Raw genomic sequence first — 12,785 nt, 5'->3', positions numbered from 1 at the left:
GAACCCCCTAATTGGAGAGCGTCAGCGCGCATTCTGCGGCGCTCGAAACATGGGAAGACCGATGAACCCGATCGAAATCACCCTGCAAGCCCTCGACGCCGCCGAGCGCGCGATCCCATCCGGCCAGCCGGTCTACATGCTCAATCTTCTGCGATACCGCGCGCAGGCGCGTTACGAGGATGGCTTCGACGCCGCGCCCTGCTCAGGCCGCGAAGCCTTCAATGAACGCTACAGGCCGGCATTCCGGCGTCTGGCGGCCGGTAAGCCGCTCGTGCGGGTATTCTCCGTCCCGGTCCTGGCGCCCATCGTCGGCTCGCCGGGCGAACGCTGGGACGAAGCGGCGCTCAATGAATACGGCGACTTCGCCACCTTCCGCGCGATCGTCGACACCGAGACCTACCAGCGCGACGTCGCTCCGCATCGGCACGCGGCGCTGGAGGATTTCCGGCTGATCGCGCTCGCCAAGGTCGGGTGAAAAATTGCGAGAGAACGGTGACAATGCACGATCGTTTGCCCTGACCAGCGCTGTCAGAGATGACATTGGTGCACTGTCATCGCTCCGGCCATAATTGCGCCGACGCATCTTGCCCGACGACCGTCGTCCATTCGCGAATGCGCCAGCTTTGGATGAGCCCGTTGTTCACATAGGGGTCTTCCTTCACGAATCTCTCGACGACCTCCTCGCTCTCCCCTTTGAAGAGAATGACGCCGGTATCGAGCGGATTGGTGAGCGCACCGGCAAGGACGAGCTCGCCGCGCTCGGCCGCGGCCCAGGCCTTCGCGAGGTGAGCATTGCGAAACTCCGGCCTGCGGGCCTCGTACGACTTTCCAAACTCCAAGAAGAGAAGATAGTGCTTCACGATAGACTCCTTCTTGATCGGATGCCGGCTGAGGGTGGCGGGTCGTGCAGTCTTGTTGCGCCCGCATGCTGATGTGCGAAGCAGCGTCCGCGCGGGAAAGGACTACGCAAAACGTGGGGCAACCGGGTTGGCGAGAGAGCGGCCGCGGACGTCACGTCCGCGCGAGGGTGCTCGATAGCGGCGGCAAGCCAGGCAGAAGCTTGTCGAGGGTAATCGGAAACTCACGCACGCGGACGCCGGCGGCGTTGTAGACCGCGTTGGCGACCGCCGCGCCGGCACCGCACACGCTCAGTTCGCCCACGCCTTTCGCGAACAGGGGATTGGCCAGCGGATCCCGCTCCTCGAGGAAATGGACGTCGATAGCGGGGATGTCGGCATGCACCGCCACGTGATACTCGCCGAGGTCGCGATTGACGACCTTGCCGGAGCGGGGATCATGGATGAGCTCTTCGCTCAGCGCACCGCCAATTCCGAGCACGATGCCGCCGATCGCCTGCGACGTCGCGGTTTGCAGGTTGAGGATTCGGCCGGCTGCAAACACGCTATTCCATCGCGCGACTCGCACCTCGCCGGTCACCGCATGCACCCTGACTTCGCAGAAATGCGCGCCATAGGACGTCTGGTTGAAGCGATTGTTGTTCTCGCCCGGCTCGACGACACCTTCGACAGCCAATCCATTGCCGACCAGCTCGGCGATCGCCCGCCGGATTCCCGGCGCCGTCAGCACGCCGCCCGCCAGCGTGATCGCATCGGCCGGCGCACCGGCCGCAGCGGCAAGCCGGGCGCGCAGTTCGGCGCACGCAGCATAGACCGCCGAGCCGCTCGTCGTCGCGCCCCAGCTGCCGCCCGAACCGGCGCTCGCTGGATCATCGGTATCGCCCAGCCGCACGTCCACCTGAGCGAGCTCCACGCCGAGCAAGTCCGCCACGATCTGCGCGAGGATGGTGTAGGTGCCGGTGCCGATATCGGTCATCTCGGTTTCGACGGTCACCCGCCCGTCGCCTTCGATCCGCACCCGGGCGCGGCTTGGCCCGAACAGATTGCCGCGCGCCGCAGCCGAGACCCCGTGGCCGACCAGCCATTCGCCGTCCCGGAGCCCGCCCGGATCACGATTGCGCGCGGACCAGCCGAAGCGCTCTGCGCCTTGTTTGAGGCACGCCACGAGCGCGCGGCTGGAGAACGGGGCGCCGGTTTCGGGATGCCGCTCGGGCTCGTTGCGGAGGCGGAGCTCGATCGGATCGAGCTTCAACGTCTCTGCCAGTTCGTCCATGGCGCATTCGAGCGCGAGTTGTCCGACCGCTTCGCCGGGTGCGCGCATCGAAACGCCGAGTAGCTTGTTGGTGCGCACGACCTTGTGGTCGACCAGTCGGTTCGCGCCGGCATAAAGCAGGTGCGTGGCGAGGCCTGCGGGTTCGAAAAAGACCTCACCCGCCAGTTGATCGCTGATCGTTTCATGCTGGACGATTGTGAGCCGTCCGCCCGCATCCGCGCCAAGCCGCACACGCTGGTAGGTCATCGGCCGCCGGCCGGTGATCTCGAACACCTGCTGACGGGTCATCACGACCTTCACGGGACGGCCCAGCTGCTGCGCGGCGATCGCTGCCGCTACGGCCTCGGGCATCACTCCAAGCTTGCCGCCAAATCCGCCGCCCACGAAGGATGACAGGACCCGAACTATGGAGGGCTTCACTCCCATCACTGTCGCCAGCTGATCCCTCGTCACGACCGGCGACTGATAGGATCCATGCAAGGTCAGTCGTCCGTCCTGCCAAATTGCCACGGAGGCGTGCGGCTCCATCGCCGCATGACTCTGGCTCGGAGTCTGCCAGACCGCGTCAATCACAGCCGCCGCCTCGCTTGCGGCACGTGCGACATCGCCCTGTTCGGTATGGATAAGAAAGAGCCCGAAGATATCGTCTGTCGGCGGCAGCGCGGTATCGCGCGCCGCCACCATGTCGAACACTCCGGGCGCCGTATCGAATTCCACGCGCACGCACAACGCTGCCGCGCGGGCGCGCTCGAGACTGTCCGCGACCACGAGGCCAATCGGCTGGCCGAAATAGGCGACGTCCTTCACTCCCTGCACCGGCGCCGCCGCTCCGGCAAAGCTGCCGCCATTGCGGACCAGCCGTTCGTCCCGGATCACCGCGAGCACGCCGGGCATCGCCAAGGCCTCCGCAGTGCCCACCTCGGTGATCCGGCCACATCCGAGCGGTGCGCGCAGGAGGACGCCATGCACCATGCCCTCCGGAAAATGCTCGGCGGCGTAGCGCGCGGTGCCCGTCACCTTACGCGGTCCGTCGATCCGCGGCAGCGCGGTGCCGACGATCGCGGCCGGCACGCGGTCGAGCAGGCTATCCGTGAAGGGCGCGTCCATCTTCAGGAGTGCCTCGGTCATTGCGCATTCCCCGTCAGGTCCATGAGGCAGGCAGCAAGTGTCCGCCGCAGCAGCGTTATCTTGAAGTCGTTTCCGCCATGGCCCTGCGCCTCGGAAGTTACGGCCTCCGCAACGCGGTCGAACAGGGCCTGGCTCGGCGTTTGGCCGATCAGGAGTGCTTCCGCTGCACGGTCTCGCCATGGCATGGGAGCGACCCCGCCAAAGGCCATGGCTGCTTGCGCGATCTTGCCGTCTTCGACAGCAATCCTCGCGGCGACAGATACGAGTGCGAAGGCATAGGATGCACGATCGCGCACCTTGCGGTAGCGCTGGCGGCCTTTGGGCAGCGGCGGAAGCACGACGGCGGTGATCAGTTCACCCATCGCGAGCGTGTGCTCGATATGCGGCGTTTCACCCGGCAGGCGATACAGCTCGTCGAGCGTACGGCGCTCGACTTGACCATCCCGTCGCCGCGTCTCGACTTGCGCATCCAGGGCACGCATCGCCACCGCCATATCGGACGGATGAGTCGCGATGCAATGCGCGGAGGTGCCGAGGATCGCCATGATCCGGTTAACCCCGCCGATCGCCGCGCAGCCGGTCCCCGGGTCGCGCTTGTTGCAGGGTGAAGCAGGGTCGTAGAAGTAGTAGCAGCGGGTCCGCTGAAGCAGGTTGCCGGCGGTCGTCGCCTTGTTGCGCAGTTGGCCTGATGCACCCGCGAGGAGCGCCTGCGACAGCAACGGATAGCGCTCCCGCACCAGCGGGTGCGCCGCCAGCTCGGCGTTCGTCACCAGCGCCCCGATACGCACGCCATCCTCTGACGTCTTCGTCACGGCGCGCATATCGAGCCCGCCTATGTCGATCAGATGCGGTGGCCGCTCGACGCCGAGCTTCATGAGATCCAGCAGGTTGGTGCCGCCGGCGATGAAGCGCGCGCCGGGGCGATCCGCGGCTGCCTGAAGCGCCTCCGCTTCATTGCCGGCACGGAGATAGTCGAAGGGCATCATGCGGAGGCTCCTTCGTCGGCGGCATAACTTTGGATGGCCTCGACGATCCGCGGATAGGCTGCGCAGCGACAGAGATTTCCGCTCATCCGCTCGCGGATCTCGGCTGCGTCGATCGGCTCGGCGGCGGCATGTTCGCCGACGTGGCTCGGCCAGCCGGCGCGCCATTCCTCGAGCATTCCGATTGCGGAGCAGATCTGGCCAGAGGTGCAATAGCCGCATTGCAATCCGTCGGCGGCCACGAACGCGGATTGCAGCGGGTGCAGAGCCTCCGTGGTGCCGAGGCCTTCGATCGTGGTGATGGCGTCCGCGCCATGCATCGCGGCGAGCGAAAGGCAGCTGTTGATGCGGCGGCCATTCACCAGCACGGTGCAGGCACCGCATTGACCGTGGTCGCAGCCTTTCTTGGTACCGGTCAGTCGCAGATGCTCGCGCAAGGCGTCGAGCAGAGTCACGCGTGCGTCCACCTCCAGGTGGTGGGAGACGCCATTCACCGTCAGCGTCAATGGGACGCCGGCGTTCGCTTCGATCCAGGGCACTGATTTTCCTCTTGAGAATAAAATGAAAAGAGCAGGCAGGCTCAATCAGATCGCGCGGGCAACGCGAGCGCGGCCTTGAATGCGGGGATGTCGAGGAACGCGGTGACCGCGACGATCTTCTGGTCTTTGACCGTCATGATCCACAGATAGCTGTTCCGGTAGAAGCTGCCGTTGATGAGCTCGGCGCTTCCATCCCAATGGACCAGCACATCGTCGCCATCCGCCCAGACCTTGCGGACATCGGGCTTGAGCGGTGTCTTCAGCCGCGCGGCGAGCGGGCGCGCCGCCGCCGCCAACAATGCTTCCCGGCCATGATAGGTCTTGGCGACTTCGGGATCAACGCCGGCGATCTCCCATTTGGCGTCGTCGGCGAGAACAGCGAAAATATCTCCCTCTCCGCGAGCCCAGCGTTCGAATGCGGCGGTGATGAAGGCCCGGTTCTGTCCCTCGGCGGGGCTCATGCGGGCGCTTTCCTGTGCTCGGCCGAAATTTTGCGTGGCGAGGAGGAGCGTGCCCGCGAGGAGCATCGCAGTTTTGGGGGGCATGCTGGTGCGTCTCCGATCCCTCGGGTTGAACTTCCCATTGGGAATAGCGTGACCCCCTCTCTGGTTCGTCTCCGAAATGTCGCGTCAGCGGGGACCGTGGGTCAACGGTCCAGCAGCGCGCGCCTCGCGAAATCGCGCTCGAAGACGAAGCGTTTGAACGCCTGGATGGCCGGAGAGGGGTGCGCGGTTTCGGGCGTGTAGAGATAGGCAGGCCACATCAGCCGATTCCACGTCGGCAACACCTCGACTAGCCGCCCGGCACGCAGATGCTCCTCGGCTATGAAGTCGAGAAGCCGGACGAGACCGACATGATTCAGCGCGGCTGCCACCAGCAGCGGCGCGTCGTTGACGACGAGGCTGCAATCCGGCGCGATCGATCGGGTCTCGCCGGCATCGTTCAGGAAATCCCAGCTGTGCGGCTTGCCTGTGACATCGTCGATCAGCCGGACGCAGCTATGGTCGGCGATATCCTCCGGAGCCTTGGGTGTCCCGTGTGCCGCTAGATAGGCGGGCGTCGCGCAAGTCATCACGCGGCTCTGCAGAATTGCCTTCTTGTCCAGTCCCCGCGCATCGGGGTCTCCAAACCGGATCGCCACATCGACCCCCTCAGCCAGAAGATTGTCGATTCGATCGCGAACCAGCACATCGATCCGCAATCGAGGATGGGCCGTCAGAAGTTCGGGCAGGGCGGGCATCAGCAGGAAGGGGCCGAACGCGGCATCCGTCGAAACCCGCAAGCGACCCCGCACCTCGGTCAGCGAATCGGGCGTGGCGATCGCGCCGAGCCGCTCCATCAAGGGCGCCACTTCCTCCAGGAAGCCGCGGCCCTGATCGGTCAGCTTGAGCGCACGACTATTCCGGTCGAACAGGCGCATGCCGGTCCGCTCTTCCAGGCGCGCGATGGCCTTGCCGACGCCGGAACGCGAGAGTCCCACCTGATCGGCGGCGCGGGCATAGCTTCCCGCTTTGGCGACCGCGACGAAGACGGTGATGCCACCGATGATCCTGCCGTCGAACACGATGATCTAACCTTTTCTTCCTGCCTTCGGACGCAGCGACTGCTGTCTACGAGATCAGTCACTTCGCCATATGGAAACGGGCAGCGATTCAGCGATACACCATGGCCAAGGCAGCAGCCCCATAGCGTTCGCCGGAAACCGAGAAAGCAACGAGCGCGCCATTTGGCCGCCTCACGTCATCGGCAGAGAGCGTCAATTTGTCCGTCCCGAGAGTCTCCTCGAGGTAGACTTCTCCGCTTGGTCCCGGGGAATCGGAACGACATGGTCCGATCTGGAGCAGCCAGGCGAGCGCGACGCGGCCGGGCGTTGCGTCATAATCTAGATGCGGCCCGGGTTCCAGACCCGGAGATAGCCTGAAACAGAAACGCGATGACGTTTCATCCCCATCTCATCGCACCTTCCCGTTCTCCCCAAACCGCCGCCCCACCGCCATCAACACCACGAACGTCGCAACCCACACCATACGTGCGCCGTAGCGGTCGTGAGGCCCCGAGATCACGGCGCAGATGAAGGCGTTGCCGAGCAGCGCCAGCGTCACGGTCGCCGCCAGCAGCGTCAAATCGTCGAGCCGGCGGTTCGCCAGCGCATGCGCCAGCAGTGCGAGCAACCCAAGCATCGAGGCCAGCGCCACCGGCACGTGCAGCCAGTTGATCGCGGTGAAGTCGAGCTGCCAATTCTGCTGCCGCGCCGCGCGCATCGGCACGGCCTGGGCGGGGATATAGCGCTCGATGATGCCGCGGGTGTGCGGGATCCAGCCATCGGTGCCTTCGCCGGTCGCGACATGCAGCAATTGCTGGCCCATGGCGCGCAGTGCCGCGGCGGCCTGCCAGGCCGGATAGTCCTTGATCGACTGCACGACGATGTAACCCATCTCGTCGTTCAGCCCTTCGAAGCGGCCGAGCGTGTTGAACATGCTCTTGCCCCACAGGAATTCGTCGGCAGTCGCCGGCAGCTCGTTGCGATAGGGACAGAGCTTGTAGCGCTCGCGCGGGCAACGATCGCTCAGATAGCGCGCGACGATGCCGTCCTGCATCATGCGGCCGAAGGCGACGCCGTAGCCGCCGGGCGTCCAGGCCAGCTTCCCGGACAGCGCGTAATTCGCCGAGACCAGCATCAGGCTGCCCGCGACGATGGTGAGGCTCGCCTGCGCCAATCCGGCCAGCGGCAGGCGCTGCTTGAGGAACGGCCGCGCCATCCAGCCCGCAATGCAGAGGCCGAGCAGCACGCCGAGCGTGGCGCTGTGGGTCGCCGCGGCAAAGGCGGTGAAGACGAACAGCGAGATCTTCTCGAGTGTCGAGGTGCGGCCTGCGCCGACCACCAGCAGGAACAGCGACAGGATCGAGAGCCCGGCGAAGATGTCGGTGAGCAGCATGCTCGCAAGCCAGGGCAGCGCGGTCGCAACGATCAGGCACAGGCTGATCGCGACGAAGCGGAAGGTCTGCATCGTCGAGAGCACGCGCAGCGTGAGCTGCAGCAGCCACAGCGTCGCCAGCGACTGGACCGCGAGGTTGGTCCAGAAACCAAAACTCTCGCCATAATGCAGATAGAGCCCGAACACCGTGGAGCGGCTGGGAACGAGATAACCCTCGTACCAGCGTGCCAGATAGCCGCCGGTATCCCATTGCAGCAGCGGATAGCCGTTCCAGAACGCCGGCGCGATCATCAGGAGGGGCAGGGCCATTGCGGCCAGCCGCAGCCAAAGCGCACCCGCGGCGCGCGCGCGCAATTGATCGGTGGTGATGCTCAAATCCGCTCCCGTCCCCGCTTCGGACCATGCCCGCAATAGCGGCTCGCAGAGGATTCACCAAGAGTTTGACGCCGCCCGGCTTGAATTTGGCAAAACTCTGACCACCTTGAGCCGACCTCGCGGCTCCCGGGCGTCAGAAGAAACCGTTGTGTTTCAATGTCTTGGTGTGCTTCGCGGGGCAAGGTGCTGTTCACTCTCAGGCAAGCCGGTCAGGACTTTGCCGCCTAGACTATGCTATAGAACCGGTCAAACGAGCCCACTCGACGAGCAAATTCGAAGAGTAAATCCAAAGAGAAAATCAATGGCAGTGCATCAGGTCAATCCGGGGGGAAAGCTCGCATCGCTCGATCCGATCTGGGACCGGATCCGGGGCGAAGCGGAGGACATCGTCCGACGCGAGCCGGAGCTTGCGACCTTCATCTATTCGTCGGTGCTGCATCACAGCCGTCTGGAGGACTCGGTGGTTCACCGCGTCGCCGAGCGGCTCGATCACTCGGCATTGTCCGGCGAGCTGGTGCGCCAGGCCTATGGCGAGGCGCTGCGCGACGAACCCGATCTCGGCAACGCCTTCCGCGCCGATCTCGTCGCCGTCTATGACCGCGATCCCGCGACCTCGCGCTTCATCGATCCCTTGCTCTACTTCAAGGGCTTTCACGCGATCCAGACCCATCGCCTGGCGCACTGGCTCTATCTGAGGGGCCGCAAGGATTTCGCGTATTATCTGCAGAGCCGCGCCTCTGCGGTGTTCCAGACCGACATCAATCCCGCCGCGCGCATCGGCCGCGGCATCTTCCTCGACCACGCCACCGGCTTCGTCTGCGGCGAGACGGCGGTGATCGAGGACGACGTCTCGATCCTGCACGGCGTCACGCTCGGCGGCACCGGCAAGGAGAACGAGGACCGGCATCCCAAGATTCGCCACGGCGTCCTGATCGGCGCCGGCGCAAAGATCCTCGGCAACATCGAGATCGGCCATTGCGCGCGTATCGCCGCGGGCTCAGTGGTGGTCAAGCCGGTGCCGCACAACGTCACGGTCGCGGGCGTGCCGGCCAAGATCGTCGGCGAAGCCGGCTGCGCCGAGCCGTCGCGCACCATGGATCAGATGATCAACGCCATGGGCCTTTGAGCAGGCCCTCGACGTTGCGAAGGGCCGGATTTTCCGGCCCTTTCCGTCCCCAAATTCTTTGACAATTCATGCTGGCGGTCCGTCGCGTCCCGTCCTAAAACGCGGCCAGCCAATTTCGATCGGAGACTTGCCGTGGACGTCAAAGAAGTCAGAAAGTTAGATGCGTATCTGAAGCGCGTATTCGGCAATCCCAAGATCCGCGTCGTGCCGCGGCCGAAGAAGGACGATTCCGCCGAAGTTTATATCGGCGAGGAATTCATCGGCGTGCTGTTCGTCGATGATGAGGACGATGATCGTTCGTTCCAGTTCCAGATGGCGATCCTCGAGGACGATCTGGTCGATCAGGAATAGTTGTTGTTGCGCCGCCGTCGCGAGCGAAGACCATCCTTGGCTCGCGTGTAGAGTTCACTCGTGTCCCGGACGCACTGCAACGCCCTTAGCGTTGCAGTGCAGAGCCGGGACCCAGAAGCCCCACGACGCATCTCTGCACCATGGGCCCCGGCTCAGCAGCGCACCGTCGAAGCGACGCTGCGCTGCGTCCGGGGCACGCAGCACGAATACCACGCCGTCATTGCGAGCGCAGTGAAGCAACCCAGAGCAGGACTCGCCTGGCGCGCGTCTTCAATTGCAGATTTCGACATTTCTGAAGCCGCTGCCAGAGCTTGTTGTTTCAAGGCGACAGCCTGACCGAACTGGACGACAGATTCCACTGGCACAGACCATTTGACCAGACGATTGCGGCTTCGCGGGTGTAGCTTCTGTTTGCTTGCGCTCCGTGTCTCGCCTTCTGGAATCCTCGCGGGTCGCGACCGGCTTCTTGTCCGGCACCTTCTCGCATTCATTGTCGTCGTTGACGCGATACCCGGCGCGGCAGGCGATCTTGACGCAAGTGTCGCCATCGGCCTTGAAGCCGTGATCGCACACCAGTGGGCAGACCCGGCCCGGCTTGGCCTTGATGGCGTCGAGCGCCTCGAAGCTCGCCAGCTTGGCGTCGAGCTTCGTCCCGGCATATTTGTTGAACAGCGTCAGCGAGCGTTGTGATGACGCATTCCAGTCGCCGTCTGCCGATGCCGCCAGACAACCCACGCGGCGCAGCTCGGACTGAACCAGCTTTGCGGTCTCCTGCGGCGAGAGGCTGGGCGAGGATTGAGTTGGGGTAATTGCCGCGACCTTCTGCTCGCCCTGCGCGTTGTCGTTTGCCTGCTTTGCGGCGAGCTCGGCAGCCGCCTTGTCGTTCGCAATCTTCTCGGCGAGCGCCTTTTCGGTAGCATGCTTGTCGGCCAGCGCCTTGGCGGCTGCTTCTGCGTCCTTCCTGCGCTGCTCGGCGGCCGCCGCCTTGGCCTCTTCGATTTGCTTGGCTTTTTCGGCGGCAAGGCGGGCATTCTCGGCGGCCTTGGCGGCAGCCGCGGCCTTCTCCTGCTCGGCCTTGTTCGCGCGCTCGGCTGCGAGCCGTGCCTTTTCATCTTCGGCTTGGCGTGCCTTCGCGGCCGCGGCTGCGCGCGCCTCCTCGGCCGCGACGTTCTTCAGCTGCGCGCGGGCGAGGCCCGCATAGAACCCATCGGGATAAGCCTGCAGAAACGCTTCCCATGCGTCGCGGTTCCCGGCCTGGAGCGCCAGTTCATAGTCCCGGCGTACGCCGTCTCGCGCATCGGCTTGCGGGCCTGGCGCTGCCGCCGGTTTGGCAGGGACGAGCGCCACGTCATCGCCGCCAAGCGAGCCGTAGACAAACGGCTCCTGCTTGTTGCCGGTGCTCTTGAGCACATCATCGCGAACGAATCGAAAGGCCTTGCCGAGGTCGAGTCCCGGCGTGGGCAGGCGTTCCACCAGAGCGGTGGCAAACGGGCTGTTCTTCGTATCGCCATCCGAAGCAGTCGAGCCCGCTTTCGCGGCGAAGGCGATCATCGTGTTCGGGCTGGTCGGCTCGACCTTGGCAAGGCCGCGGCCGATGGCGCGGGAGGCGATGGTACGCTTCATCGTCTTGGCAAACGGGTTGTCGCGACACGCATCGAGGATGATCAGGCGCAACTGCTTGGCGGGCTCGACGGCGAACAGCGCGCGGTCCAGCGCTATCGTTTCGTCCAGCACGTCGCTGTCGGTCTCCAGCGTCGCATCCGTCGGGATCAAATAGTTGACGCCGTCCAGCTCGATGCCATGCCCGGCGTAGTAGACCACCGCGACCCCGGCATCCCGCACCTTGCCGCCGAACTCGCGCAGCGCCTTGCGCATCTCCGAACCAGTGAGGTCGAGCTTGATATCGACAATATCGAACCCGGCCTTCCTGAACATGCCGCCGACCAGCGCGGCATCGTTCGCGGGGTTCGCCAGCCTCGCCACGTTCTTGTAGGCCGAGTTGCCCATGACGAGCGCGACGCGCTTCTCGGCGTGCGCCGCGCCGGTCCCGAGCCAGCTCGCAACAATCAATAAAACCAACAGCCGAAACCGCATTCCAGCCCCCGAATGCAATAGCGTCAGATTATTCGCACAATGCCCCAGTGCAATCCATGATCAGTGACACCAGTCACACATTGGTGCGGCGACCCGGGCAATTCCGGTGCCGGCGGAGGATGCGCAACCGCATCATTCAAACGAACTCATCAGGATGTCATTTTGGCCCTGTTTTGCCCGACAGGTCAACGGCCGTTCGAAAAATACGAAAATGCTTAATGTCACCAATGCTTGGCTACTGTGCATGGGGTTGTTTTCGCAGTTTTTGTTTTGGGGGCATCAGCCCTGCCGATCTCACGGCAGAGCAGGGCGGCTCCGCTCACCCCTTCGGCCCGCGCAGCTGCGCGGTCAGCCGGTCCATCGCGTCCGCCACGTCGTGCCAGTGCGACAGCCAGCTGCGCGGGAAGCGGAAGGTGAGGTCGGCGCCGCCGACGCGGCGCTCGGACAGGCACATGCCCGGCGTCGCCCCATCGCGCGTGCAGCGGGCGGTCAGCGCCGGGCTTGCCGCGGAATAGAGATCCTCGCTGCCGTAGGGCGTGTCGCTGCGGAACATCCGCATGGTCAGGCCGTCCGCTGGGCTTGCCGCGGCCGGGTCGAGATAGCGCGGATAGATCGTGGCCGAGCGCTGCTCGGGCGAGAGCGCATCGTGATGGGCCGCGATCGACAGGAAGATGCGGTCGATCGATCGCACGGCCGCTTCCACCGTGTCTGCGGTGACGTGCTTGGGCGGGCCCGGCGGCTCCAGCGAGGGATAGAGGAAGTCGAGATCGATGCGCTCCTGCGGTCCGGAGTGCCGCTGGATCTTCATCCGGATTGCGTTCACGGGCAGGTTGAACAGCGTGCCGCCGACGCTCACCGGCAGCTTGTCCGGGGCGTTCGCGCCGCGCGGGCCCCAGGTCGGCCACAGCAGATAGGCGACGAGCGCGACCGCGCCGGCTGCGGCGAGGCCGCCGAGCACGATCGGGACGACATGCGCCCGGGTGCGCGTGCGGGGGGACCTGAAGGGAGCTTCCGAAAACACCGTCATGAGCTGGCGCAAGAGATCCAGACGCCGGCCGCTGGCCGGCGAATCAGCGGCGAATATGCCACGCGGCAGCGATTTCGCGCAGCGTTCCGCACCTGC

Annotated in this window: 12 protein-coding genes; 3 read left to right on the top strand and 9 right to left on the bottom strand. The window is 64.9% G+C overall.

The window, feature by feature from the left end:
* Positions 1 to 61: 61 nt before the first annotated feature.
* Positions 62 to 475: a hypothetical protein gene (locus tag DCM79_RS16090; RefSeq protein WP_257175313.1), complete on the top strand. Its 414-nt coding sequence runs from the start codon at positions 62 to 64 to the stop codon at positions 473 to 475.
* Between the two features lie 76 nt (positions 476 to 551).
* Here DCM79_RS16090 and DCM79_RS16085 read toward each other — a convergent pair whose 3' ends face one another.
* The 7 genes from DCM79_RS16085 to DCM79_RS16055 form a co-directional block, all read right to left on the bottom strand.
* On the bottom strand, positions 552 to 860 hold the full coding sequence (locus DCM79_RS16085) for a YciI-like protein (RefSeq protein ID WP_257175312.1): 309 nt from the start codon (positions 858 to 860) through the stop codon (positions 552 to 554).
* Between the two features lie 151 nt (positions 861 to 1,011).
* Complete coding sequence (locus DCM79_RS16080) at positions 1,012 to 3,258, bottom strand: xanthine dehydrogenase family protein molybdopterin-binding subunit (protein WP_257175311.1); 2,247 nt, start codon at positions 3,256 to 3,258, stop codon at positions 1,012 to 1,014.
* Entirely contained in the window at positions 3,255 to 4,244 is a 990-nt protein-coding gene (locus tag DCM79_RS16075) for a xanthine dehydrogenase family protein subunit M (RefSeq protein WP_257175310.1), read from the bottom strand. Before DCM79_RS16075 ends, DCM79_RS16080 begins: the two co-directional genes overlap by 4 nt.
* Entirely contained in the window at positions 4,241 to 4,780 is a 540-nt protein-coding gene (locus DCM79_RS16070) for a 2Fe-2S iron-sulfur cluster-binding protein (protein WP_373568077.1), read from the bottom strand. Before DCM79_RS16070 ends, DCM79_RS16075 begins: the two co-directional genes overlap by 4 nt.
* A gap of 41 nt (positions 4,781 to 4,821) precedes the next feature.
* Positions 4,822 to 5,307, bottom strand: coding sequence for a nuclear transport factor 2 family protein (locus DCM79_RS16065; RefSeq protein ID WP_257175309.1), 486 nt, complete (start codon positions 5,305 to 5,307; stop codon positions 4,822 to 4,824).
* Positions 5,308 to 5,426: 119 nt separating this feature from the next.
* Positions 5,427 to 6,344: a LysR family transcriptional regulator gene (locus DCM79_RS16060; RefSeq protein WP_257180671.1), complete on the bottom strand. Its 918-nt coding sequence runs from the start codon at positions 6,342 to 6,344 to the stop codon at positions 5,427 to 5,429.
* Positions 6,345 to 6,732: 388 nt separating this feature from the next.
* Positions 6,733 to 8,091, bottom strand: coding sequence for a hypothetical protein (locus tag DCM79_RS16055; RefSeq protein ID WP_257180670.1), 1,359 nt, complete (start codon positions 8,089 to 8,091; stop codon positions 6,733 to 6,735).
* Positions 8,092 to 8,392: 301 nt separating this feature from the next.
* Here DCM79_RS16055 and cysE point away from each other — a divergent pair, with 301 nt between their 5' ends.
* Together cysE and DCM79_RS16045 are read left to right on the top strand one after the other, a co-directional pair.
* Positions 8,393 to 9,217: a serine O-acetyltransferase gene (gene cysE, locus DCM79_RS16050; protein ID WP_257180669.1), complete on the top strand. Its 825-nt coding sequence runs from the start codon at positions 8,393 to 8,395 to the stop codon at positions 9,215 to 9,217.
* A 132-nt stretch (positions 9,218 to 9,349) separates the two neighbouring features.
* Positions 9,350 to 9,568 carry a DUF3126 family protein gene (locus DCM79_RS16045; protein ID WP_007602550.1) on the top strand — a complete coding sequence of 73 codons (219 nt, stop codon included), beginning with the start codon at positions 9,350 to 9,352 and terminating at the stop codon, positions 9,566 to 9,568.
* A gap of 270 nt (positions 9,569 to 9,838) precedes the next feature.
* Here DCM79_RS16045 and DCM79_RS16040 read toward each other — a convergent pair whose 3' ends face one another.
* Both DCM79_RS16040 and DCM79_RS16035 read right to left on the bottom strand, forming a co-directional pair.
* Entirely contained in the window at positions 9,839 to 11,662 is a 1,824-nt protein-coding gene (locus tag DCM79_RS16040; RefSeq protein WP_257180668.1) for a caspase family protein, read from the bottom strand.
* Between the two features lie 319 nt (positions 11,663 to 11,981).
* Complete coding sequence (locus DCM79_RS16035) at positions 11,982 to 12,689, bottom strand: hypothetical protein (protein ID WP_257180667.1); 708 nt, start codon at positions 12,687 to 12,689, stop codon at positions 11,982 to 11,984.
* Between the last annotated feature and the right edge of the window lie 96 nt (positions 12,690 to 12,785).

Source organism: Bradyrhizobium sp. WBOS07 (assembly GCF_024585165.1).
GTDB lineage: Bacteria > Pseudomonadota > Alphaproteobacteria > Rhizobiales > Xanthobacteraceae > Bradyrhizobium > Bradyrhizobium japonicum_B.
The sequence above is the reverse complement of the archived record's forward strand: the minus strand, read 5'-3'. Positions and strand labels throughout refer to the sequence as shown.

Bases quoted from the DNA above. Each gene is read 5' to 3' on its own strand.
- DCM79_RS16090 (WP_257175313.1), top strand. From the start codon at position 62: ATGAACCCGATCGAAATCACCCTGCAAGCCCTCGACGCCGCCGAGCGC.
- DCM79_RS16075 (WP_257175310.1), bottom strand. From the start codon at position 4,244: ATGATGCCCTTCGACTATCTCCGTGCCGGCAATGAAGCGGAGGCGCTT.
- DCM79_RS16065 (WP_257175309.1), bottom strand. From the start codon at position 5,307: ATGCTCCTCGCGGGCACGCTCCTCCTCGCCACGCAAAATTTCGGCCGA.
- cysE (WP_257180669.1), top strand. From the start codon at position 8,393: ATGGCAGTGCATCAGGTCAATCCGGGGGGAAAGCTCGCATCGCTCGAT.
- DCM79_RS16035 (WP_257180667.1), bottom strand. From the start codon at position 12,689: ATGACGGTGTTTTCGGAAGCTCCCTTCAGGTCCCCCCGCACGCGCACC.
- DCM79_RS16040 (WP_257180668.1), bottom strand. From the start codon at position 11,662: ATGCGGTTTCGGCTGTTGGTTTTATTGATTGTTGCGAGCTGGCTCGGG.
- DCM79_RS16080 (WP_257175311.1), bottom strand. From the start codon at position 3,258: ATGACCGAGGCACTCCTGAAGATGGACGCGCCCTTCACGGATAGCCTG.